The sequence below is a fragment of the Paenibacillus sp. LPE1-1-1.1 genome, from assembly GCF_040676435.1.
Taxonomy (GTDB): domain Bacteria; phylum Bacillota; class Bacilli; order Paenibacillales; family Paenibacillaceae; genus Pristimantibacillus.
This window is the reverse complement of sequence record NZ_JBEGHY010000047.1, coordinates 51956-76333: the sequence shown is the minus strand read 5'-3', so window position 1 is coordinate 76333 and position 24378 is coordinate 51956. Positions and strand designations below refer to the sequence as shown.

The window sequence follows — 24378 nt, the reverse complement described above, 5'->3', positions numbered from 1 at the left end:
TACCGCATTTTATTTATTCGTTCTCGATTGGTCATATGCTTTTTGCATCATTTCAATATATCGCTCAGCCTGCATATTCTCTAAACCGTCTACATAGCTGTCCCAATCCTTATCCAAATTCAAATCCCCGGTGATGAACTGAAGCGTGCTTTGATCAATGTAGTTGGTTAGGTTCGTATGCAATATTCCTGCTTCGTCCGCTTCTGCCGGATCGAGCCATACCCTCCAGATCGGAAACATTTCAGCTGGCTCATGGCCCTCATACAGCTGGGTCGCTTCAATAAGCCTTCGCTCATATCCGTCGAGCGCGTATATATCCTTGCTCGCCACCCAGCTGTCTCGGTACTCCCTCGGCATGTAAAAATGCGCCATCCCGCTCCAGCCGGAATTCGTGGGCACTGCATTATTTATTGGAATAAGGCTGGCAAACTTCGGCTCCACACCTTCGCCGAGCGCTGCCTCGCCTGCAGCCGGCTTCCTCCAGCCCACTCCTTCAAGGCCGGACTGCGCGATCGTTTGACCCTCCGGCGTATAGATATAATCGATGATTCGGATTAAAGCGGTTTGCGCTTCCTTGCTCGCCTTATTGGTAATCACGAATTTCGCCCCGGGCTGAATGCCGCCCCCGTCAAAGGTAGCGTTTGCCGCATAAGGCCCGGCGAGCGGCGGAATCGGCGCATAATCCTTCATCCGCCCGCCGACGAAAATAGCGGGATGCATGCCCGCTGCGGCGCCGAGGATAGGCGTATCCGCATTATCGCCGATTCTTTTTAATGCTTCCGCATTTTGAATAAACGCTCCCGGGTCGATCAAGCCTTCATCGTACAGCGATTTAATGTAGGCAAGGCCTTCCTTCCACTGCGGCTTATTCGCCACCATATCCACTTTTCCGTTGTTCATGGCTAAATAATTGCTGTCGTCGTCATAAATAAAGCCGTTCATGAGATACGGAATGATGCGGACGCCAAAATCCTCGATTGAGCCGCTTAACGGCACCTCATCCGGTATGCCGTTGCCGTTAGGGTCGGATTTTTTGAACGCCTCCAGCATCGCTTTGAATTCAGCCGTCGTTTTGGGCAGCGCCAGTCCGAGCTTCGAGAGCCATTTGGTATTCACCCACATTTTGTTCGGATAGGAGCAGTGGAAGCATTGGCTGTATGCGGCAAGACCGTAAATATTGCCGTCAGGCGCCTTACTGAATGCCTTTAGTGTCATATCCTTCTCCATTGCCGCTTTGATGTTCGGGGCATATTGCTCAATTAATGCGTTTAGCGGCAGGATTACGCCCTCTTTGCCATACTTCAACAAATCCGATTGCGAGAACTGGTCAATATAGGCGGTTAGAATATAGGCATCCGGATAGTCTCCGCCGGCGAGCGAAATTTGCCGCTTCTCCTTGGCGCCGTCCGGCGAGATGCTTTCCCAATTAATTTTCACATTGAATTTCTTTTCGATTAATTTGGTGAAATCATTCGTTTTCAGATCAATGCCCGTTTCCTGCTGGGCGAACACCGAAATCTCGACCGGCGCAGGCTGGGGCAGAGCAGGGCCGCTCTCTTCTGTCCCGCCGCCCCGCGAGCATGCACCCAGCAGCAGGGTAACCGCACAGAGAACCGCGATAAAGCGGATCCGGCTTCTTTTCATCATCAATCACTCCTTTAATGCTGCGCGGACGAACGCTTAGATGTTAACCGATTGCCTATAGGAGCTTGGCGCAATGCCCATCACGCGTTTAAAGGCTCTGCGGAACGAATGCGAGCTGTTGTAGCCGACGCGCGCGGCAATCTCATCGACCGTGCAGGCATCGGTTCGCAGCAAGAAGGAAGCCTGCTCGATCCGAATCATCTCCAGGTAATCGGATACGTTGATATCCGTTACCTCCTTGAACAATTGCGAGATATATTTTTCCGGACGCTCTACCTTCTCCGCGATCCGGTACAAGGTCAGCTCGGAATCGCTGTAGGCCTCCGCGATAAACCGCTTGATTTCCTCTACCGTCTGAATATGCGCATGATTTTTTTTGCTGTTGATTACGCCGCACAATGCGTTTACGATTTCGATGATTTCATCCTGAATGACGCCAATGGCATTGGAGGGCTGAATGCCGATGATTTGATTTTTCAGCGTATGCTGCAGCTCCGATTCCATAAATGCCTTTTGATCCAATAGCTTTAGCAGCGTCCCCTTCAACTCGCCTACCAGCTGCTGCTTCATCTCCGGGGAAAGCTGATGGTTTTCCGTGTTTTTCTCCATGACAGACAGCACCATCCGCCCCGCCTCATCCGGATCGCCTGCGCGTATCGTGCTGATCAAGCGTTGTTCGATGTCGAGCGGATAGTAATAGGTCGCTGTTTCAAGGCTGGAATCGCTAAACCACAGGATGCTTTGCTTGCTCGCGAACTCGGCATACTCCAGCGTTTGCTTAGCCTGCTCGTAAGAATGGCTCGCATCAATCACGGCCTGAAAGCCCTCACCGAAAGCAGCTGTAATTGAAATTTTGTATTCGGCATAAGCGATATGGGCCAGCTTCTCCAGCGTATGGCTCATTCGTTGTTTCAATCCGCCGTCCGAATCCTCTTCCATGGTCGTCCAGATCATTACGATGCGATCCGAGCCCAGATCCGTCATGGGCAGCTCGTGAACGAGCTCGGATAAGGCTTGCTTCAGGATCAGCCTGGCGGCGTAAAGCTCATTCAGGATCTCTACGCTGTCCATTCCCGAATAGCCGTTTACTTGCAAAATACCGACATACCCTTCGGTTGAAGCAAGACTCACGCCCGCTTGCGCAGCTGCTGCCGAAATCTCTTCCGAGGTTTGGAATTCGCCCGCAATCAAACGTTTCAAGAAGCCGTCTCTTACTAAAGGAAGCTGGCGCTTCAATTCATTCTCGAGCTGCCGGTTGCTAGTTATCATATTGGATATATTGCCTTGCAAAAAGTCATACTCATTTTTATCCGCGATGCCGTCTTTGCCGAAATGCTCCTTCATCACGCCAAGCAGCCGATGGATTGGCGCGCTGTTCCGGTAGGAGAGGAGCAAGCCGGCCAGCAAGCCGAGCAGCAAAGCCGCACCGGTCACGAGCCACGTAATATGCTTGATTTGATTTGCGTTCTCCATCAGCACCTGCCGCGGAACTCCGGCTCTGTAGGTCCAGCCGTTTTTTTCGGAATGGATCGTAATGACGAGATCGTCATTATAAAATTGGCTGGTCTTATCCTGGGCAAGCTTGGCGTCAGAGGAGAGCCTTTTGGCATCGGCCTCGCTTATGCCCCGCAGCCCCACCGTATTCCCCTGCGCATCGCTAATGTGAGCCCAGCCGCCGTAACGGTCCTCTAGGCCGGCTAGTAAATTCGAAATATTTTCCGCATCAATAATGACTGCCACGGTAGCCGGCGATGAGCCGCTAAAGCTGTCAAGCGGAAGCGACTGCATATACGTAATGACCGAGGTTTGCTTTGAATTGCTCATAAAGGAGCTAAGCGGCATAATTTCGCTGCGATGCGTTTTATCCAGCACCTCAGCCTTCCATTCCTCCAGCGTAAGGCCGGTGTACCGGAAATTTTGATAATAATGCTCCGGACGGAAATACGCCGAGCCCTGCGTGAAAATGACATCGTAATTATTTAAGTAGATAAAGTAATTTTGCAAAAAGTCATTCGTTTGGCTAAAAGGCGTCACCTGCTTCAGCATGCTCCAGATGCCGTATACGTTGACCTCGTTGCCGTTTTTCTTCTCGTTCATTAATTTATTTAGATCCGGGTTTAAGGCGAGCTGCCTGGTGAAGCCCTCGACCTCGACCATCCTTCTCTCCAAAATTTCCTGGCTTCGCTGAAGCTGCGTAACGCTATTCTCGATCGAGATGGATTGCGTTACCGAGATTGAAGTACGATAGGAAACATAGCCCGCTATGCTTGGAATGATCAAAATAATCAGATAGGAAATAAGAAACTTGCGGAATATCTTTGAGTACTTAGGCACGGCCAACCCACCCCCTCCGAATAATAGCGCTTACATAAATGAGACAAGAAGAGCGCTGCACAGCAAAAAAAGGATTGCTCATTCATAATAACCTAATGATGCGAAAAGACAACTACTATTAGAAGCGCGTAGTTGTCTTCATCGCTTATTTCGCAGGCTACTGAACCGTCTCTTGCCGTTCTATGAATTGCAGGTCTTTGTTAAGCATATAAGATTTCCCGGGTACCAGGGTGATTGGCACTGTGCGGTCACCGAAGCGCACGAGCGTATCCCCCGCCGAAAACGCATGGATGGCCGCTTCCGTCAGCTCGCCGTTTGACCAGGCAGCGTCCACTTCCGCATTTCCTTTTGCCCGGAGTCCCCTAAATGAACCCTCGGCCCATGCGCCCGGCAGCGCAGGCAGCAGGTGAATCTCGCCGGCATGGCTTTGGAGGAGAATATCCGCAACGGCTGCCGTACCGCCGTAATTGCCGTCGATCACGAAAATATTCGTCTCCGCGCCGGCAACGCCGGCCTTCGAATACGTCAGCATATTATCGAAACACAGCTCCCCGATTAAATGAGTGATATGCCTCAGCGCACGGTCACCGTCAAACAAACGGGAGAAACCTGTGGCAAACAGTACCGCCGTAAATTCAATATCCTCCAGCTCATCGGTCTGCATTCTGCCGAGCAGCGTTTGCCTTGCGGCAGCGCTCAGTTCCGGCGTCTTCAGCGGCGTAATTTGATTGCCTGGATACAAAGCGAACAAATGCGCAAGATGGCGATGCTCCGGCTGCGCCTCCTCGTAATCCTCAAGCCATTCCTGCAGCTGCCCCTTTCCGCCAATCTGCAGCGGCGGCAATATGGCTATCGCTTGCTTAAGCTTTTCCTGAAGCTCGGCATCTGTCTGAAGCAGCTCAGCCGCCTCTAGGCAGAAGGTGAATAGATCCCGTACCAGCACCTGGTCCATCGTCGAGCCCATTGACAGCTGCTGCGGTCCGTCCGCGCGGTTGCTCGGATAGAAGCTGTTCTCGGGCGAGTTGGACGGCCCCGTAACCAGCCAGCCGCTGCTTGGATGCACCGTCATATAATCAAGGAAAAAGGCTGCTGCTTCCTTCATAACCGGATAAGCCTGCTTCGTCAAAAACGTTTGGTCCCGCCCGTATTCATAATGCTCTTTGAGATGCATCGCGATCCAGAGCCCGCCCGTTACGTTAAGTCCCCAGCCGGTTTCCCAGCCCGGCGCCGCGAAGCCCCATGCGTTGGAGAAGACATGAGCTACCCAGCCCTCGCAGCCGTAGAAATCTTCCGCTGCCTGCCTGCCCGCAGCCGACAAGCGTTCCACATAGTTCATTAAAGGAACATGGCATTCCGCCAGATTGCTTATTTCAGTCGGATAGTAGTTCATTTGCGTGTTGATGTCCAGGTGGTAATCGCAGCTCCAAGCCATGCGGTTCGCTTCGCCGTCGTTCCAAACGCCCTGCAGATGCAGCGGCAGCGGCGAATCCTCGCGCGAGCCGGCAATCGTCAAGTAGCGGCCGTATTGGAAAAATAAAGCGACTAAATCCGGATCATCATGCTGTCCTTCCCGGTAAAGCCGCATCCGCTCGTCTGTCGGAAGCTTGGCGCTTTCGGTATCGCCTAAATCCAAGGATACCCTCGCGTACAAAGCCTGGTAATCCGCAATGTGATCCTCTTTGAGACGCGCGTAGCCTTTGGCGATGGCCGCCGCAATCTGCGCCTCGCTTTCCCTGGTCCACCGGTCATCAGCTTGACCATAATCCGTATGGATAGCAAAATAAACAACCGCCTCATCCGCATTCACTACGACGATTTCATTCCCCTTGCCTTGAACGCTGCCGCCTTGGACAACAACCTTAACCTCGCCTCTGCAAAATACCCCGCATTTCCCGTCGCTGTGCATGTCTTCCGTCGCTTGGCCGTTAAACGCGATCGTAGAGCTATTCTTGATCTCTGCGGCAAAATCGCCTGTTCGTCCTTGCAAGCCCAGCGAAAAGGAAACCGCTCCTGCCCGGTTGCTCCCGATGCGCGATACGACGATGCCATCGGCATGCGTGGCAAACGTTTCGCGGGTAAACGTATAGTCCGAGCTGGCGTAGGTAACCTGCGCGAGCGCCTTTTCCAAGCATAGCTCGCGCTTCAAGCTTTCTCCTTGCTGATCGAAGCGCAGGATCACATCGCATACGGACAAGTTTGTGCCGAAGTTCTGCTTTTTGGGCTGTAGACCTTGCTTGGCAAGACGATCACCCTCGTTATAATCACCCTTGAAAAAAGCTTCTCTCATCCGCTCCAGCCCGGCTTTGCCTTCGCCGCTGCCCGGAATGCGCTCCGCTTTGCCAGACCAATAGGTCAGTTCCGTCATGCTCCATATTTCTTGCTCGATTCCCCCATGGATAACGGCGCCTATCCTCCCGTTCCCAATCGGCAGCCCTTGCTTCCAGCCCGCACCCGGTCCTGAATACCATAACCTTGCTCGATTCATCTGTATTCACCCTTTCGCTATAAATTAGAATAGGTTTCGCTTACGAGGCGGTTGGTCAAGCTTCCTAAGCGTTCGATTTCAATCGTTACCACGTCGCCGTCCTTCAGGTAAACCCGCTGCTCCTCCGGATAGCCGAGCACGACGCCTTCCGGCGTTCCCGTCAGAATAATATCGCCCGGAACAAGCGTCATATGCTGCGAAATATAGCTGACGACCTCATCGCACGGAAAAATCATATCGGATGTATTCGAATGCTGACGGGTTTCTCCATTCACGACGCATGTAATCTCCAGATCATTCGGGTTCGGAATTTCGTCTACCGTGACAAGATAAGGCCCTAGCGGACTGAAATCATCGCAGCTTTTGCCGAGCAGCCATTGCGGAGTACGCATTTGAAGATCCCGCGCCGACAGATCATTGACGCTGCAATAACCGAAAACATGCTGAAGCGCCTCGTCTTTGCTTACATATTTGGCCGACTTGCCAATGACAATGACGAGCTCCGCCTCATAATCGACCTGTGAGGTAACGCGCTCCGGCAGGGCAATATCCTTGTGGTGACCCGTAAGCGTGTTGTTAAACTTATTGAACAAAATCGGATATTGCGGAATGGGCGCATTCGTCTCGATGGCATGCTGCCTATAGTTAAGGCCGACACAGATGATTTTATTAGGACTCGTCACGCACGGTCCAAAGCGGATATCCTCCTCCTGCAGAAGCAAGCCTTCGGCATGCCCAGCGGATTGCAGAACACGCTCTATGTACGCTGCCAGCGTAGCCAAGCTCTCCGTGCCGCCTGCAATAACCTCCATCACATCCGTAGGCACGTTTGAATCCGGAAACCGCTCCAGCGCCGATTGAATATCAAGGATACCGTCATCCAGCTTTACTCCGAGCCTATACTCTCCGTCCCGCTCTATGTTTACCAGCTTCATAATGTCAAACCATCCTCTCGCTTTTTTGTTCGTCAGGCATCCTTGCCGAATACGACGCCGCCGTCTATATAGAGCGGAGAGCCCATCATAAAGGAGGATTCATCGGAGGCTAGAAAAAGCACCCCGTTCGCCACATCCTCGGGTCTTCCCAGATTCCCGCTTAGCTGCCTCGTCTTAATGGCCGCAATGGCTGCTTCCGGGTCGTCATACGAGCTTTGCAAATAGTGCTCGACAAACGGCGTCATGATCGTTCCCGGCAAAATCGCGTTCACGCGGATATTGTATTTGGCGTAATCCACCTGCATGGACTTGGTCAGCGCCAGCACGGCGCCCTTCGTAGCCGAGTACGAGGCTCGGCGCGCTAAGCCGATCTCTGCAATGCAGGAGGACATGTTAATGATATTGCCCGATCTTCGCTCCATCATATAAGGAAGCACATGCTTCGAGGGCAGGAATACCCCGCGCAGATTAACCTGCACCACGCGGTCCCAAGCCTCCGGCTCAATCTCGTGGATGGCCCCTACGCCGCTGATCCCGGCGTTGTTGAACAAAATATCAATTCCCGCGTAGGCTTGGACCGCCTTCTCCACCATGGCGCGAACCGAATCCGAGTCCGTTACGTCCGCGTGAATAAACACTGCGTTCCCTCCGCCTGCCTGAATAACCCGTACCGTTTCCTGCCCCTTTGCTTCATCAATGTCGTTGACGACAACGGTCGCGCCTTCTCTCGCAAACAGCTCTGCCGTCGTTCTTCCGATTCCCGAGCCGGCCCCCGTCAAGAGCGCAATCTTGCCTTGCAGCCTCATCGCAATACCCCCTTCGCCCGCTATCTGATGCGATATTCATCGAAATAGCGCGGAATAATTTCAGTGGATGCGCCCGGCAGCTCCGGCAGCACGTACTGTCCGTTAATGACCGTAGCCGGCTCCACGAAGATCGATCTAATCCATGGAATGTATTCCAGCATGATGGAACCGGGCGTTGCAGCTACCAAATGCTGATGGATTTGGCCCATATCGCCGACATGCGGACAAATCGGAATATCGTACGAGGCAGCAAGTCCAGCCACCTGAAGCCATTCCGTAATACCCGCTACCCTTGTCACGTCAACCTGGCAATACTCGATTGCGCCTTGATGGATGTAATCGCGGAAAGCATATTTCGAATACACATGCTCGCCAAGCGCAATCGGAACATTCAGCGCATCGGCCAGCTTCTTATGTCCAAGAATGTCATCGGGATTAAGCGGCTCCTCCAGCCAGAACAGATCATACTCCTCCAGCTTCTTGCCCCATGTCATGGCCGTATTGATGTTCCACTGCTGGTTCACGTCAATCATGAAAATCGTTTGGTCGCCAATCGCTTTGCGAACCGCCTTTACCCGTTCATAGTCCTCGTGCGGATTAGACTTGCCGACCTTGATTTTGACACCCGTAAAGCCCTGCTCGACAATATCCGTTACATCCTTCAGCAGGCGCTCCATCGACCAATTCAACCAGCCGCCGTTCGTGTTGTACGCTTTGATTCCCTTGGACTTATGTCCGCCAAGATATTGCCATAACGGTTTATTGGAGGCCTTCGCCATGATGTCCCAAAGCGCAATGTCTACCGCTGCAAGCGCCATATGCGTAATGCCTGCACGGCCGATCCAGTGCATTTTTCCGTACCGCAGATTGTCCCAAATCTCTTTGACCATAAAAGGGTCCTTGCCGATCAGCTCCGGCGCATAATATCGCTCAATCGTATCGACGATCATCTCGTCGCCATGCGCGCAGGTTCCCGTGTAGCCGTATCCGACAAAACCCTCGTCCGTAAAAATACGAACGCCTGACAGTCCCCAATGCGCCGCCGCGTTTATGGCGTCGGTTATAGGCGGATCAATCGGTACATGAAGCACAAACGTTTCTACTTTTGTAATTTTCATCGATAGCTCTCCCTAAATTTTGTTTAATAACCGAGCGATGCGCCGCCTTCGACAGGCAGGGCGACTCCCGTAATGAACGCAGCCTGCTCGGATGCCAGGTACAATACCGCGTGCGCAACCTCCTCCGAGCTTGCCGGACGGCCAAGCGGATGCATCGCTTGGAGCGATTGAACCGCTTCGGCAGGATTCGCCTGCTCTCTCGTCCATTGCTCCAATAGAGGCGTCATTACGCCTGCCGGGCATACGCAGTTGACTCTGACCCCGTCTGCCGCAAAGTCCAGCGCCAGCGATTTGGTCATCGCTATGACGGCCCCCTTTGAAGCGGAATAAATCGGATTTTGCTTTTGGCCCACAAGGCCGTTAAGCGAAGCCATATTGACGATTGCCCCCTTTGCCTCCCGCAAATGGGGTATCGCGTGTTTGACCATGAGATAGACGCCCTTCACATTTACGGCAAACAGCTCATCGAAGGAACGCTCGTCGATTTCCTCAAGCGGCTTCGGGCAAATGACCGCTGCATTATTAAACAGCACATCCAGCTGTCCGAAGGCCTTCATTGTTTTGGCTATCAGCTCCGTGACAGCCTCCTCCCGTGACACATCGGCTGGAATCGCGACGGCACGTGGAAGCCCTTTCATAATTGCGTCATTTTTATTCAGCTCGTCAGCTGCGCGCTGCCCTTCTGCCTGGTTCCAATCCGCAATCACAACGCGCGCGCCCTCCGCGGCGAACAACCGCGCGCTTACCTCGCCGATCCCGGAGCCGCCGCCGGTGATGAGCGCAACCTTATTTTTAAAGCGCAAGCACATTCCTCCTTTTGCTGGTTTCCGCCATGCTCGCGACCCTTATTAATGTTGTTAATTTATCCGTCTTCCGATCATCAGATCTATCCTTAATATTGCAGTTATTGTATCATCTATATAGGTATTCGTATTTGATTGACGATCCATCGATTTGTCAAATCATCCGCTAAATTAATGAATTTTGCCGAAGGAATGAGGAGCTCTCTTGAAAAAGCTAAACGAGATTACCCCCCATGTCGGAGACGCCATGTATTACCTGTATGACGGCAGCTCTAACGAAAAACTTCGCGTCTGCAGCGTTTATGCCTTTCACCTCTTTACCGATGGGCCGGGTGAAATGGAGATTAACGGCAAGCGGTATCCGATTGATAATCGGACGCTTATTTTTCTCAGGCCGGCTGAGCCGCATGCTTTTCATATCTCGCCCAAGCATCCGCTGTCCTCGTACAATCTTTATTTCGATCTGTGGGACCGGACTAACCCCGTCTCCGTTAATCGAACCTTCATTTCTGCTCCGGAAGCGTTTGAGCTGAGCACCGTAGCTTCATCCTTTACATGCGAAGAGCTCGACAGCTTACCGCGCGTGTTTTCCCTGCAGCCGTATCCAGAGCTGTATGATTCCTTTTTAATGCTCGCTAAACTATTTAATGAATCGAAATATTATCGAACCGAAATGATAAATAATCTGCTATATGCCTGGTTTCTCCATTGGTACAACACGGTTCATACGCATCAGCCAACGGATTACCGGATCGTCCGTTTGCTCGCCCATTTGAATGCCCAGCCCGAGCAGCGTGAACCGGTTGAGGCCTGGTGGAAATTTTGCGGCTTAAAACGCACCTATTTCCATGTTTTGTTCTTACGCGAAACCGGACTTACGCCCAAAGCGTATCACCATAAGCTGCTCATGCGGCGCGCCTCCCATCTGCTGCAGGAAAGCGAGCTTAGCATAACCGCTATTGCCGAAAGACTAGGCTATCCCTCTATCCACCCCTTCACCCGGCACTTCAGCTCCTTTTACGGCGTCAGCCCCAAGCATTACCGGCTGCATCCCCAATCCAGAGAGTAAGCCCCTAAGCAGCGCTGGCTGCCTAGATGGTGCGATTGTAAGGCGCAGTCAGAAGGGGAGCCCCGTCCGAGGCTCCCCTTCCGGAAAAATGTCCTCTTGTTTAGACGCGATGCATCTTTTTATCGGATCGCCTATTAATCAGCGGAAGCACCCACAATGTCGTTATATGCCCAATGCGTGTTCGGAACGTCCTTCCAAGGCGAAGGTCCTTCTCCGCTTGCCGGGTCTTTGCCCAGCGCCCTGTTGATCATGGTGACCGCTTCCGCCCGCGTCAGCACTTGGTTCGGTCTGAACGTTCCGTCACTATAGCCGTTTAAAATCCCCGCTCCCTGCGCTTTCAAAATATACCCTTCTGCCCAATGGCCGGATATATCGGAGAACCCGGTACCGTCCTTTTCAAGCTCTCCGGCCAGCATGGAGACGAGCTTAGCCATTTCGGCGCGGGTAATCGGTTTATCCACTCCGAATGTGCCGTCCTCATAGCCGCCCATCAAGCCCATGCGGGTCACGGATGAGATCGCATCCTTAGCCCAATGCGTCGAAGATACATCGCTGTAAACCTTATCCGGCACATTCGCTTCTGTCTCCGAGATTCTCGACAAAATGGACGCCATTTCGGCGCGGGTCATCTTGCTGTCCGGTCTGAAGGTTCCGTCCTCATAGCCCTTAATGTAAGGAGCAGACTGCTCCGGCGTGGACGACGGCGAAGGCGTTACCACCGGCGCAGCTGTCGGCGTCGGCACTGTCGGCGGCGATGTCGGTGTTGGTGTTGGTGTCGGTGTCGGTGTCGGTGTCGACACCGGAGCATCTTTGCTGTACCGCAAACCGTCTACGATCATTTCAGCGCCTGATTTTTTAACCGCTTTAATCGTATGGACGCCCTCCGGTAGACCTGAAATGCCGGATACCGTTTGCTGCGTCAGCCTGCTCGCGTGATAAGCGCTCACCGTTTCTTTGAAATCTCCGTCTACATAAATATCCACGTCTCCCTGCGTCGGACCTTTCGGCATAATCAATTCGGCCCCGGATCCTGTAAACGTATATTCCACTTCATCTCCGTCAGTCTCGGTGTAATGCACATCGTTATGCGAATCCCCCAAGAAGGAGAAGGACAAGCTGAGTGTTCCTTCCGGCTGCGCCGAGAGGTATTCCTTCTTGATCGCAACCTGATCGCCCGATACCACATAATCCGTGCCTTCGATTAACGCGGTTGAACCGTTTGCGATTCCCTGTAGATTGGTGCCGTCGACAGCCAAAGCCGTCGTAACATCGGCCGGAGATGCGCTGCCTTTATCGAAGCTTGCGCTATCCGGTCCCAGACGGTCTGCCGCCTTGATTTTCAATCGGTCGAGCAGCATGTAATAGCCGGATTTCTTCACTGCCTTAATCGTATGCGTGCCGGAAGAGAGACCGTTTATAGCATAGACGGTTTGCTGAACGAGTCTGCCTTCGTTATGCGCGCTGACCGTCTGCTTGAACTCGCCATCCACGTATATATCCATGTCGCCCTGCGAGGAATCCTTCTCCGTAATGAGCTCAATGCCCGTTCCCGTAAACGTATATTCAAAATAGTCGTTATTCGTTTCCGTGTATTGGACATCGTCTTTGAAGTCGCCGATTCCCCGGTTTCGCCCGTGCTGCCATGCTCCGATATAGGTGATTTCACTATCATCGTTATTGACGGATACGTAACGGCCTCTTGACGTGTCGATCACAGCGATTGCCAATGGTTGATCGGCGCCCGCGCTGAAGGAAAAGACCAGATTGGCCATGCCTGTCGGCTGTTCCGCGAGGTAAGAGCGTTTAATCGTCAACTGGGTGCCGGACAAGGTATAATCATCGCCCTCCGTTAGCGCCGCGCCTCCGTTTGATACCGCGCTCAGGCTGTTTCCATTCAAATTCACACCAACGGTTACGTCGGCTTGGACTGCCGCATTTCTGTCAAAACTTGCCCCAGCACTGCTAAGCTGGCTGTTCTGCGCCGTTGTATCGCTGACTGCAATCAACAGCGTTTGCGCTTCCCCATTGCTGAATCGGAACGTCAAGGACGTCATGCCTACCGGCTGGGAGGCGAGATACTCCTTTTTGATCACGGCTTCGTTTCCTGCCACCGTATAGTCCGTTCCGGAAGCAAGCGCCGTCTCCCCGTTCAGGATGCCGACTAACGTATTGCCCGCAAGCTGCATTGTCGTGGCAAGATCCGACTGAGCGTCCGTCTTTCTGTCAAAGCTGCCCGCCGCGGGATTGATCGTGCTGTTCGCGGCCGAGGAATCCTGCACTCTAATGGCAAGCTTCTGCTCCGCGCCGCCGTTAAAGGCGAAAACGAGACTAGCTGTTCCGATCTGCTGCGCTGCCAAATATTCCTTCTTAATCGTCACCACGTCTTCCGCCACCGAGTAGTCCGTTCCGGCGGCAAGCGCCGCTGCGCCGTTCTTTATGCCGCTCAGCCCGAAACCGCTTCCCGCCGCGGTTACCTCGATCGTTACGTCAGCCTGCTGTCCGTCAGCTTTATTGAAATTCTCTTCGGTTTCACCGATCAAGTCAGGCAAGCTGACTCTCAGCATATCCAGGAGCATGAAAATGCCGGATTTTTTCACCGCCTTAAGCGTATGCTCGCCGTACTCAAGACCTGAAATATGATATACCGGCTGCTGGGCCGCTCTTCCCAAGTTATACGTATTGACGGTTTGCTGGAATTCGCCGTCCACATAGATGTCCATTTCGCCCTGCGAAGGGTCCAATTCCGTAATCAGCTCGATGCCTGTTCCCGTAAACGTGTATTCGAAATAGTCGCTGTCGTTTTTCTCGGCGAAATGAACGTCATCCAGGTAGTCGCCGAGCCCGCGGTTATAGCTTCGGTTCCAGCCGCCGACATAATGGATCGCGGCATGGTCATTATTCAGTGCGATCGAGGCTCCCACGGAGGTGTCCCTGATCACAAGGCTTACGGCTTGCTCTGCTCCCGCGTTGAACGAGACCGTGAGTTTGGTCGTTCCCGCCGGCAATGTCTCTAAAAATGACTTCTTCAGGACAATCTTTTGATCCGTTGCCGTATAATCGGTGCCGGAAGTCAGCGAAGCGCCTTCATGCGCGATTTCGCTCAGCGCGTTACCATTCAGCGCAAGCGTCAGCTCCAGATCGCTGCCGGCTGAATCCTTCTTGTCAAAGCTTACCGTGGTCGGGGTCACCTTGCTGTCCCTCGTCGTCGAATCCGTGATGGACACGGCCAGATTTTGCGCTGCGCCTCCGCTGAACGCAAACGTCAGGCTTGCGGTGCCGACCGGTCTTGCGGCCAAATATTCTTTCTTGACGGTGACCTGATTGCCATCCACCGTATAATCCGTATCCTTCGTCAGCGCTGATCCGCCGCTCGAAATGCCTACGAACGTATTACCGTTTAGCGTCAGCGTAGTGACGACATCGGCCTGTTCCGTCTCCTTCTTGTCGAAAGCGGCCGCTGCCGGATAAATCGCGCTCGGCACAGCCGTTGAGTTGCTGACGTCAATAATCAGGTTCTGAGCGCCAGCCATCATTTCCCTGCCGCCGTTTCTGGTCCAATCGCCGGTATATTTCATGCCGGTATCGTCATCATTGACGGCGAGCGCACCACCCATAGCCGTTACCTTCAGGAGCCTTGAGGCATGAGGCGCCAATTCGGCCGAGCTATAGCCGGAGGCTAACTCTCCCAATTCCTCGTGCGTCCACAGGTCGCGGACGGTTGCCGGTCCGTTCAGGCCGATATCGCTCCAATTCACCGTTACGGTCTCCGCGGCGCTGCCCAGATTGAACAAGCCGACCGTCAGGCTGCCGTCCCCGTTGTTTGCATACCAGACCTGCTGCTCGGTATCGATCGATACCGGATGCGCCGGCCGGCCGGCTTGGTTGACCGCAATGACCTCTTCGTTCGTGAGCAGCTCTAGACCGAAGCTGTCCAGTTTGGTCATATCGTTGCCGGTGTAGAGCTGCGCCGCCGAAATCGACCAGAACGTCATGGCTGTCCGGCGTTCGTCCTCCGTGATGCCATCCATTGCTCCGTTGCCGACGTTCAGCGAGTCGAAATCGTTCCAGCCGCCAGGGCCCGCATGGCGCCAAAATTGCTCAGCCTTCGGGAACAGCCGGGCAATGCTCGGCCAGGCCGTCAAGCCGCCGTCTCCGCAGTAGCACTCGACATCCCAATCTACCCGCCAGCCATTGGCGTATTTCTTCCAATAATCGATATACTTAATGTCCAGCGCCCATGAAAGCTCCAACCAAATATTATGCGGCTTAAGCGCCTCCGACCAGGCTTTGACGTCATCGCGCGCATCAAGGGAAAGGTCGGATATGCCGGAGCCCGGCGTCACGCTGTCGAATTTCAGAAAGTCGACTCCCCATTCTCCGTACAGATTGGCAATCGAATCGATATATTTTTGAGCGCATGGATTCGAGAAATCCATTTTATATCCGAGGCCCCAGTAGTCCCCGTCCCGTAACGGCTGGGCAGCGATGTCTCTCATCGAGCAGCCGGGCGCGTCATAAATCGGAAGGTCGTCCTCATATGCTTGAGGCGACAGGCCCGGGATGCCGTATAGCCCGAACTTCTGCCCGTTGGCATGGACGTGGTCGATCACTTCCTGGAGTCCGTCCGGGTACAGCGTGGTGCTTGGGATCGGTCTGCCGTATCCGTCCATCCCCCCGTTCCAGGCCGCATCGACATTGATGTATTCATAGCCGTACGGCTGAAGTTTCTCATGCATCGCATCGGATTGCGCCTTGATTTGCTCCGCGGTAATCCACTGCCCATTGCCTGAGTATACCTGCATGCTGTAGCTGCTCCAGCCCATGTACGGCTTTGCGCCCAGCCCGTTGTCGGCTGCCTTCACTACTTCTCCTCCCGGCGCGAATACGCCCAGCTGAGCCGCCAATACAATCATCGCCAATAAGTATATTCGCGTCTTCCTCATCCATCTGCCCAAAATTTCCATCTCCTTTTTGTCATGCATTGCGTTCATCGTTATCCTCCCTCTCTAAAGCAACATGAAAGAACAAATGATAGCGCTTACTACAAAATGATAATAGTGGAAATCCCCATGGTTCTTATAGGTACAGTTGTGCCTTTTAACGTACATTTCCTCCTGTTTGAGGGGGGCAATCCCCGCTTCAGCGTACCTTTCACCGAATGGAACGGAATACGCGCAAAAAAAACCGATTGCTCCAGCGACCGGGTTGTGTTTTTGATTCCGTACGGCAAACAAACGCTTGATGAATGAGGTTTTGCCGCATGAAAACGATCACTTTGAATTCGCGCTAATATATCGGTTATGGGTTACAGACACTTCATCGCAGGCTGTCAGCCGGATCGCTGCCCCAGCTTCCTGGAACTTGCCTGGGAGAACGATCAGGTTATCCGCGAATTTCAAATGCTCCGTGCTGCTTGCTTCCAGCAAGGGAGCGTCCCGCATTTCGAACCGGTTGCCTTCGATAACGATATGGGCATGAACATAGCTCTTTTCCGCAGGTTCCGTATTCTCCGGAGAAATGGAGATCACTGCGTTATCCGCGCCTCCGCACTCGATGAACGTATTGCCTCGTATGGTCAGGTTATCCACTTTTCCGGACTCATACCAGCTTCTAGCGTCGCCTGCAACCATTACCGCGCTCATGGCCATCCGCTCGAACCGATTGCCCTCGATTAGCGCTCTTCTGCGTGTCGTCACCAATACACCTCGGGTCGGTATGCGGGCCATCCGGTTATTTACAATCTCCACCTCAGGCGTCCATGTGACATTCTCTACCACATCGTCGCCGCGCAATTCCTCCGGCACGTTCCTGTCCAGCTTAATCCGCATGACGCGCGGTTCGACCATCGATGCCTTGATAACGACGGCATCCGCATAAGAGGCAAGCGAGCCGGAACGAACAAATTCGATGCAATCCCCTGGAAAAAACGCAGGAAACCCATAGCTTTGCGGATGCATAAACCGAAGGAGCACCTCGTCCGCCAAAGGCTGTCCCGCTACACGCAAATAGGTTCCATGCACGTTAATAACATCGTCGTGAGCACCAGCAAACCGGCTGTCCGCGACCCGGATAAGCCCGCGGCAGCCTGACACATGGATGCAATCCGCAAAAGCCGCCACCGTGCGGCCGGTCTCCGTACGAGGAGCCAGCTCCATGCGCTCAAAGGACACATCCTCACTGGATTGGCACACGAGACCCAGGCCATGCATGAAATGTACGCCCATGTCGCTCCATTCGACCTTGCGGCTATTGATGACAAGCGCTCCGACCTGATCCCGGATGCCGTCCCTTGCTTGGAGGACGCGCCCGATGGCCGTCGATGGCATGAGACCGGCATCAAAAAACAGCCTCAGCCTTCCAGGCCCCAACTCTTCGATGCGGGCAGCCGCGGCCACGGCGTTGTCGATCCGCCAAGTCGTATTGGATTGCGGATCGTACTCCTGCATCGGCCCGTCCCGAAAGCGCCACCCTTCTCCCACCCACGTCAATGTTCCGTTCTCCGCCTCGTAGCGGCTGTCCCTATGGACAGCTGCGTCAAGGAAGCCATCTCCTATTCCCGTAACAGTCATCTCCGCAACCGTTGGCTGCTCGAAATCCAAACGAAGGTTGCGGATGCTCACCTCCTCGCAGCCATCGACAACGATCATCGTCTGTTTTCCGTGGAAGACAAACAACGATCCGTTACCTTCGAGGGTCACGTTCCGCAATCCTTGCAGAAGAATGCCGATCGTCTTCGTCACGTCAGGGTTTTCATCTTCGCTGGCCGTATTGGAAATATAGTATTTTGCCTTTGTCGCGTGCTCCGGATAGAAATCGTACCGTCCACGCTCGCATGTCAGAACAACCGGACCGGCGATCCTTGCCGTTTCCTCGAGCGCCCTGCGCATCGCTCCGGCTGCGTCTTCCCCCGAGTCAGGCCTGCCCCCGAAATCGGTCAAGCTGATTGCGGTATGTGGAACATTCATTCTGTTCACCTCACGAATTGTATTCGTATCTGCCATCTTTCCATGAGAAATCGGACGCTCCTTAGGAAGCGCCCGATTTCGGTTATATCCTTTTAAGATTTCAACGAGGCGTCGTAAGCAGATTGCAAAATTTCAAGGTAGCGGTCAAGCTTCAGGTTTTTCAGGCCTTGAACGTAGCTATCCCAGTCTTTTTCCAAATCTTTGTTGCCCGTTACGAATTGAAGCGAACTTTGCTCGATATAATTGCGGATGTTCGTTTGCAGCATGCTCATCTCGTCGATTTGCGCCGGATCAACCCAGATCGACCAGAGCGGGAACAGCTCCTTCGGTTCGCTGCCTTCGTACAGCAACGTCGCTTCGTAAAGCCTGCGCTCGTAGTTAGACGGATCGAGAATGTCCGTTCCTTGTACCCAGCTGTCCCGGTACTCCTTAGGCATATAGAAGTGACCCATACCGGACCAGCCTGCGTTCCGCGGCTCTTCGCCTGGGGCGCCCGGAATCGTTTTCACCTTAGGCTCGACGCCCTCGCCGAGAGCTTTGTCGCCTGGCGCCGGATCTTCCCAATCGATGCCCTTCATGCCGGATCCTGCGTTGGTTTGGCCTTCTGCCGTATACATATAGTCCGCAAGCTTGATCAGAGCGATCTGTGCCTCTTCGCTTGCTTTGTTCGTGATGACGAACTTCCCGCCTGGAGAAACGCCTCCGTTGTCATGCGTAGCGAATGCGCCTTTCGGTCCTTGAAGCGGAGGTACCGGATTATAGTTGGCAGAACGCGGGCCGGCCAAATCGATGAAGATTGCCGGATGCATGCCTGCGCCGGCGCCCAAAATTTCAGCATCCGCATTCTCGCCGATTTTCTTGAACGCCTCGGCGTTTTGCGTAAACGCGCCCGGATCGATCAATCCTTCGTCGTACAGCGACTTGACGTAAGCGAGACCCTCTTTCCATTCGGGTTTGATTGCCGCGGATTCAACCTTGTTGTTCGCCATGTTCAAATAGTTTCTGTCGTCGTTGTATACGAAGCCGTTCATAAGGAATGGAAGGACGCGAACGCCGAATTCCTCCGTCGAACCGCTCAGCGCCACTTCATCCGCTTTTCCGTTACCGTTCGGATCCTGCGTTTTAAACGCTTTCAGGACATTCTTGAATTCCTCCGGCGTTTTCGGCATTTCGAGATTCAACTTATCCAGCCATCCCGTGTTGATCCACATTTTGCTCGGATAGGAGCAGTGGAAGCACTGCGTATACGCCACTAGACCGTAAATATTGCCGTCCGGAGCCGTATTCAGCGTCTTCAGATCCGAATTGGACTCCATGGCGGCTTTGATGTTCGGCGCATACTTATCAATCAGATCGTTCAACGGAACGATGACGCCCTGCTTTCCGAATTTCAGTAAGTCGGCTTGTGAAAACTGATCGATATAATGAGTCAGAATGTACGCATCCGGATAATCTCCGCTCGCGAGGGAAATCTGGCGTTTCTCTTTCGCGCCGTCCGAAGGAACCAGTTCGAAATTGAAATTAATACTGAACATTTCTTCAACATGCTTCGTGTACTTGTTGGTTGGCAGGTCTATGCCTTGCTCCTGTACAGCAAACACGCTGATGTCCACCGGTTTCGACGGGGTATCCGTTGCCGATCCGGACTCGCTGCCCTCCGGCAGCACATTTTCCGAACCGGACTTGCCATTATCGCTCGAGCAGGCAGAAAGTACCATGACCAGCATGAGAATGAGCGACATTAAACTCCAGCTAAACTTTTTCATTTTATTTTGCTCCCCTTTGCATATTAACAGTTATGATGTGGCGGCTTCCTTCAGGTTTCCAGCATAGAAGATTGAACGTTCTTCACAAAAGCTTACATAGCCCCCACCTCCTTATTCCGAATACTCGGAAAAGCCCGCAATCAGCCTTTGACAGAGCCGACCAGCATACCTTGAACGAAATAGCGCTGCACGAACGGATAGATGATCAGAACCGGCAGCGTAGCCACGACGATCAACGAATATTTGAGCAGCTCCGCCAGCTGAGCCCTTTGTATCTGTACGCTAAGATCCATGGCTCCCGCGCTGTTGTTCTGAATGATGATACTCCTCAGCACAAGCTGCAGCGGAAATAGCTTATCGGATTTCAAATAGATAAGCGCATCGAAATACGAATTCCATTGTCCAACGGCGTACATCAGAACAAGCACGGCCAAAATCGGCTTCGACAATGGAATCACAACGCTGCCTAGAAAACGCCAATCGCTGCACCCGTCAATCTCGCTCGCTTCGACCAGCTCGCTTGGAATCGTGGATTGGAAGAAGGAGCGCGCAATGATGACCTGCCATACCCAGATCGCGTTCGGAATGAGCAAGGCCAGGCGGGAATCGATCATTCCCATCTCCTTAACGACTAGATAAGTCGGAATGAGTCCCCCGCTGAACAGCATCGTAAACATGACCAGCATCAGGATGCCCTTGCGGCCAAAAAACGTTTTTCTTGAAAGAGGGTAAGCCAGCATAACAGTCAGCGTTACGCTGATGATCGTTCCCACCGACATGTATAACAAGGAATTTCCGTAACCGGTCATGATGAGCGGCGTTTTCAATATCGTTTGAAAGCCCAGAAACGAAATATCTACCGGCCAAAGCCAAACCTTTCCGGATACGACTGCTGCCGGACTGCTGATCGAGCTGCTGACAATGTAGATGAGCGGATACAAAACGGCAACGAGCACGAGGCTCAAAATAACGTAGATCACGAAAATTAAAACTCTGTCGCTGGCCGACTCCCGTATTTTGCTTTTGGGTACCGCCGATGAAATAGCCATATACAATTCCCCCTCACTTACCAGATGCTGTTATTCGATATGCGTTTCGCGAAGCTGTTCACCGCAACCAGAAGAATGAGATTGATTACGGAATTCAACAAGCCGACTGCCGTGGCAAAGCTGTAATTTGCATTCAACAGGCCCATGCTGTACACATAAGTGGCGATGACCTCTGACGATGGCAGATTCAGCGAGTTTTGCAGCAGATAAATTTTCTCGAAGCCGATCGACATGATGTTGCCCACGTTCAAAATCAGAATGATGGTTACCGTCGGAAGGATACCGGGCAAATCGACATGCCATATTTTCTGAAAGCGCGACGCTCCGTCTACCTTGGCTGCCTCGTACAGCGTCGGGTCTATGCCAGCGAGAGCCGCAAGGTAAATAACCGCTGCATATCCGGCCGTCTGCCAAATGTCCGACCATACATAAATCGAACGGAACATGTCCGGCTCGCCCAAGAAGTTAACCGGCTCAAAACCGAAGTATTGGAGCGCGATATTAACAAAACCAAGCCGTGGCGCCAAAAACAACATAATCATGGACACCATAACGACAGTGGAAATGAAATACGGGGCGAACGTGACCAGCTGAATGAAACGCTTGAAACGCCCATTACGTATCTCATTCAGCATGAGCGCCAGCAGAATCGGAATCGGAAAGCCTGCCGCGAGCTGATAGAAGCTAAGCAGCAGCGTGTTTTTGATCAGCGTCCAGAAAATGGGATTCTCGAAAAACAGTCTAAAGTACTTAAGTCCGACCCAAGGACTGCCCCAGATGCCTTTTATGACGTTGTAATCCTTAAATGCCAGAACTGCATTAATCATCGGATAGTATTTAAAAATGATGAAAAACAGCAGCGGCGGGATGACGAGCAAATAAAGCTGCCAATGCGACCGCAAACTCTTGGCCGCCTGCCTCCCATATCCATTCTTGAGCGAAGAGATGCTCTTAATCGTTTGATCTTTTCTTGCTGTTTGTTGCTGCAGAACGATCCCTCCCTTTTTCTGTGGTAGCGCTTTCTTGCTGCCAATCATAATCCACTCCTTGAGCCGTTGTGTAGGTACAATTGGTCATTTTTACGTACAATTCCCCCTCTTCCGGGGGGACATTTTTACGCCGTACGTCCAGTATTCACGGGGTTCCACCGCGTCGATCCTCGCCACTTAGAAAAGGGCCCGCTTTCTTCTGGGTATTACGGCACCAGCTGCACAGGTAACGGATTGCGCGCAAATAAAAAAAGCCGTCCTGCAAGGTCGATAACCTTGTGAGACAGCTCATTCTTTCTAAAAAAGCTATAGTGTATTTACCGAATCAGGAGCGGTATCCGTTCCAAAAGCTTTGGTCCCGCGCGGCTGATCGCCCTTCTCATCAGGCTCCAGGGTTATGCCGATGCTGTCATAGGTTAATTGATCCGATTCTATTCCCATGGTGAGCAGCCCTACTCCTTTCTCGTTGACGCGGAACGTGCCTGCGCTCGTTCGAATGCCTTCCCGGAGAAGCCAAACCTGGTAAGCTTCCTCGTTTTTCGTCTCCTCGGCCCCGAACACATAGACGACAAACTGCTTGCTCTTTCCATTGTCGACAATGCATGCGACGCCATACGCATGCTCCTTCTCCGTGGATTCCGCCTTTAGCATCGTGATCTGTACAATCTCGGATGCCGGAGCAGATAAAGCATGTTCAATGGTCGCTAACCGCGTATCCTGATTTTTAATAAAAGGATTATCCCATAACGAGCCGCCGACAAAAATAAGCGCCGCCGCTGCCGCGGCAACAGCCGGCTTCCACAGCTTTCTTGCCCTCCATGCTTTATCACGTCTAGGCGCTTCCTTAGCAGCAGCCATAATTTGTTCCTTCAAATCCTTTGGAGGTTCGATCCGTTCCATATCCAAGGGAAGCTCCTCCCATACGATTCGCAATTCAGCCAGCTCTTGCCTGCAAGAATCACAATAAGTCAAATGACGTTCGAATGCCTCCTTCTCCTCTTTGGAGCAAGCACCCGAAAGATAATCGAGTATGAAATCGCAATCGCGGCTGTATGCTTCGTCACTCATTTAAAGTTCCCCCTTCGCCGCAAGATGCCTTCGCAATATTTTCAAAGTCTGATGGAGCCTGTTCTTGACCGTTCCGATTGGCTGATCGTACAGCTGCGCCAGCTCTCTTAAGCTAAAGCCCTGCCAATAAAAATGCTCGATCAGCGTTTTCTGCGATTTAGATAAATGCTTGCATGCCTGCTGAATTTGTTCCCTTAAGGAATGCCGGACAACATGCTCCTCGGGAGACAGGCCCAGCGGATCAGGCAATTCATTAAACCGTTCCTCCGTTAGTTGTACAAGACCGGAAGCGTCTCTTCTTTGTTTTCGGAGATGATCCATCGTTATATTGCGGGTAATGGTAAGCAGCCAGCTTGTAAAACGCCCCTTAGCCGGGTCATACTCCGATTCCGTAGTCCACAAACGCATAAATACCGCTTGCGAAATATCTCTTGCGGTCGGCTCGTCCCGGACCGCCTTGATGGCGAAGGAATACACCAAAGCGCCATACCGGTCATATAGAACGGACAGCGCTTTATTTTTACCGTTTCGAATTTGCTGCATGAGTTCTTGATCGGTAAGATTAACCATCCATTTGCGCCTCCAGAACAGGCTCGTTTTTTTTATGTTATCAGAAACGGGAGCAGCCATAAACAGCTGCTCCCGATCTATTAATAAAAGCTAACTTATTTTTCCTTCACTACGATAGACCCTCTCATCCCCGGATGAGGAATGCAGTAATAGCCGAACTCGCCTGCGTCCGAGAAGGTAATCTTCATGCTCTCATCCTGGGCAAGCAGCTCCGTATCGAATTGCCCGTTATCAGCCGTTGCGGAATGCTTTACCTCGTCCTTATTGATAAAGGTAACGATATCGCCCTGCGATATTTCAAGCTTTTCCGGCGAGAAGGCAAAGTTCGTAATCTCAACGACATGCACGGTTACCGCGTCTGGCTGATCTTCGTCTTTTGCGGGTTTCTCCGTTTTGACCGGTGCCTTAGTCGTTGGCTTAGGCGTAGGTGTTGGCTGAGCCGCGGTTGCCGTCGGCTTCGCTTCAGACGCTTTCTCCGTTGCAGCCGGCTTCTGCGTCGCTTCAGGCTTCTCCGTCTCCTGCGGCTTTTCCGTTTCAACCGGCTCCTGCGAAGGGGAGACAGCATCCGTTGGACTAGGGGATGGAGTCGCGCTTTCCGCCCCATGGCCATCATCATGCGCATTCTCATCCGTTGCTTCAGAGCTTGCGGGAGCAGCAGTCTCATTCGTTGTATTGCCGGCAGCGGCCTCGTTTGACCCTTGAGCGCCGCAGCCCGATAAGAAGAGGAGAAGCAGGATCAGCGACAAGCAGCCATATGTTATTTTTCTCATGTCTTCA

Annotated in this window: 16 protein-coding genes; 1 reads left to right on the top strand and 15 read right to left on the bottom strand. The window is 52.7% G+C overall.

Annotated features, from left to right (window positions below; genetic code table 11):
* Window positions 1-9: 9 nt before the first annotated feature.
* The 7 genes from MRBLPE1_RS32290 to MRBLPE1_RS32260 form a co-directional block, all read right to left on the bottom strand.
* The gene (locus tag MRBLPE1_RS32290; protein WP_364154425.1) at window positions 10-1644 is read right to left on the bottom strand and encodes an extracellular solute-binding protein; all 1635 of its coding nucleotides are present in this window, start codon (window positions 1642-1644) and stop codon (window positions 10-12) included.
* A gap of 36 nt (window positions 1645-1680) precedes the next feature.
* Window positions 1681-3978: a helix-turn-helix domain-containing protein gene (locus tag MRBLPE1_RS32285; protein ID WP_364154423.1), complete on the bottom strand. Its 2298-nt coding sequence runs from the start codon at window positions 3976-3978 to the stop codon at window positions 1681-1683.
* A gap of 157 nt (window positions 3979-4135) precedes the next feature.
* Window positions 4136-6463 carry a glycoside hydrolase family 95 protein gene (locus tag MRBLPE1_RS32280; RefSeq protein WP_364154420.1) on the bottom strand — a complete coding sequence of 776 codons (2328 nt, stop codon included), beginning with the start codon at window positions 6461-6463 and terminating at the stop codon, window positions 4136-4138.
* Window positions 6464-6480: 17 nt separating this feature from the next.
* On the bottom strand, window positions 6481-7398 hold the full coding sequence (locus MRBLPE1_RS32275; RefSeq protein ID WP_364154417.1) for a fumarylacetoacetate hydrolase family protein: 918 nt from the start codon (window positions 7396-7398) through the stop codon (window positions 6481-6483).
* A gap of 32 nt (window positions 7399-7430) precedes the next feature.
* Window positions 7431-8204: an SDR family NAD(P)-dependent oxidoreductase gene (locus tag MRBLPE1_RS32270; RefSeq protein ID WP_364154414.1), complete on the bottom strand. Its 774-nt coding sequence runs from the start codon at window positions 8202-8204 to the stop codon at window positions 7431-7433.
* A 20-nt stretch (window positions 8205-8224) separates the two neighbouring features.
* Window positions 8225-9322, bottom strand: coding sequence for a mandelate racemase/muconate lactonizing enzyme family protein (locus MRBLPE1_RS32265; RefSeq protein WP_364154411.1), 1098 nt, complete (start codon window positions 9320-9322; stop codon window positions 8225-8227).
* Window positions 9323-9345: 23 nt separating this feature from the next.
* A complete protein-coding gene (locus tag MRBLPE1_RS32260) occupies window positions 9346-10131 on the bottom strand; it encodes an SDR family NAD(P)-dependent oxidoreductase (protein ID WP_364154408.1) in 786 nt (261 codons plus the stop codon).
* Window positions 10132-10330: 199 nt separating this feature from the next.
* On the opposite strand from MRBLPE1_RS32260, the gene MRBLPE1_RS32255 reads away from it, so the two are divergent.
* Window positions 10331-11194 (top strand): AraC family transcriptional regulator, encoded by an 864-nt coding sequence (locus MRBLPE1_RS32255; protein ID WP_364154406.1) that lies wholly within the window; start codon window positions 10331-10333, stop codon window positions 11192-11194.
* Window positions 11195-11328: 134 nt separating this feature from the next.
* Here MRBLPE1_RS32255 and MRBLPE1_RS32250 read toward each other — a convergent pair whose 3' ends face one another.
* The 8 genes from MRBLPE1_RS32250 to MRBLPE1_RS32215 form a co-directional block, all read right to left on the bottom strand.
* Window positions 11329-16185 (bottom strand): X2-like carbohydrate binding domain-containing protein, encoded by a 4857-nt coding sequence (locus MRBLPE1_RS32250; RefSeq protein WP_364154404.1) that lies wholly within the window; start codon window positions 16183-16185, stop codon window positions 11329-11331.
* 279 nt (window positions 16186-16464) lie between these two features.
* Window positions 16465-18159, bottom strand: coding sequence for a right-handed parallel beta-helix repeat-containing protein (locus MRBLPE1_RS32245; RefSeq protein WP_364154401.1), 1695 nt, complete (start codon window positions 18157-18159; stop codon window positions 16465-16467).
* Between the two features lie 92 nt (window positions 18160-18251).
* Window positions 18252-19925, bottom strand: coding sequence for an extracellular solute-binding protein (locus tag MRBLPE1_RS32240; RefSeq protein ID WP_364154399.1), 1674 nt, complete (start codon window positions 19923-19925; stop codon window positions 18252-18254).
* 140 nt (window positions 19926-20065) lie between these two features.
* On the bottom strand, window positions 20066-20974 hold the full coding sequence (locus MRBLPE1_RS32235) for a carbohydrate ABC transporter permease (protein ID WP_364154397.1): 909 nt from the start codon (window positions 20972-20974) through the stop codon (window positions 20066-20068).
* A 17-nt stretch (window positions 20975-20991) separates the two neighbouring features.
* Window positions 20992-22011, bottom strand: coding sequence for an ABC transporter permease (locus tag MRBLPE1_RS32230; RefSeq protein ID WP_364154394.1), 1020 nt, complete (start codon window positions 22009-22011; stop codon window positions 20992-20994).
* A gap of 258 nt (window positions 22012-22269) precedes the next feature.
* Window positions 22270-23031 carry an anti-sigma factor domain-containing protein gene (locus MRBLPE1_RS32225; RefSeq protein WP_364154392.1) on the bottom strand — a complete coding sequence of 254 codons (762 nt, stop codon included), beginning with the start codon at window positions 23029-23031 and terminating at the stop codon, window positions 22270-22272.
* Entirely contained in the window at window positions 23032-23601 is a 570-nt protein-coding gene (locus MRBLPE1_RS32220) for an RNA polymerase sigma factor (protein WP_364154389.1), read from the bottom strand.
* A gap of 95 nt (window positions 23602-23696) precedes the next feature.
* A complete protein-coding gene (locus tag MRBLPE1_RS32215) occupies window positions 23697-24371 on the bottom strand; it encodes a plastocyanin/azurin family copper-binding protein (protein WP_364154386.1) in 675 nt (224 codons plus the stop codon).
* Window positions 24372-24378: the final 7 nt, after the last annotated feature.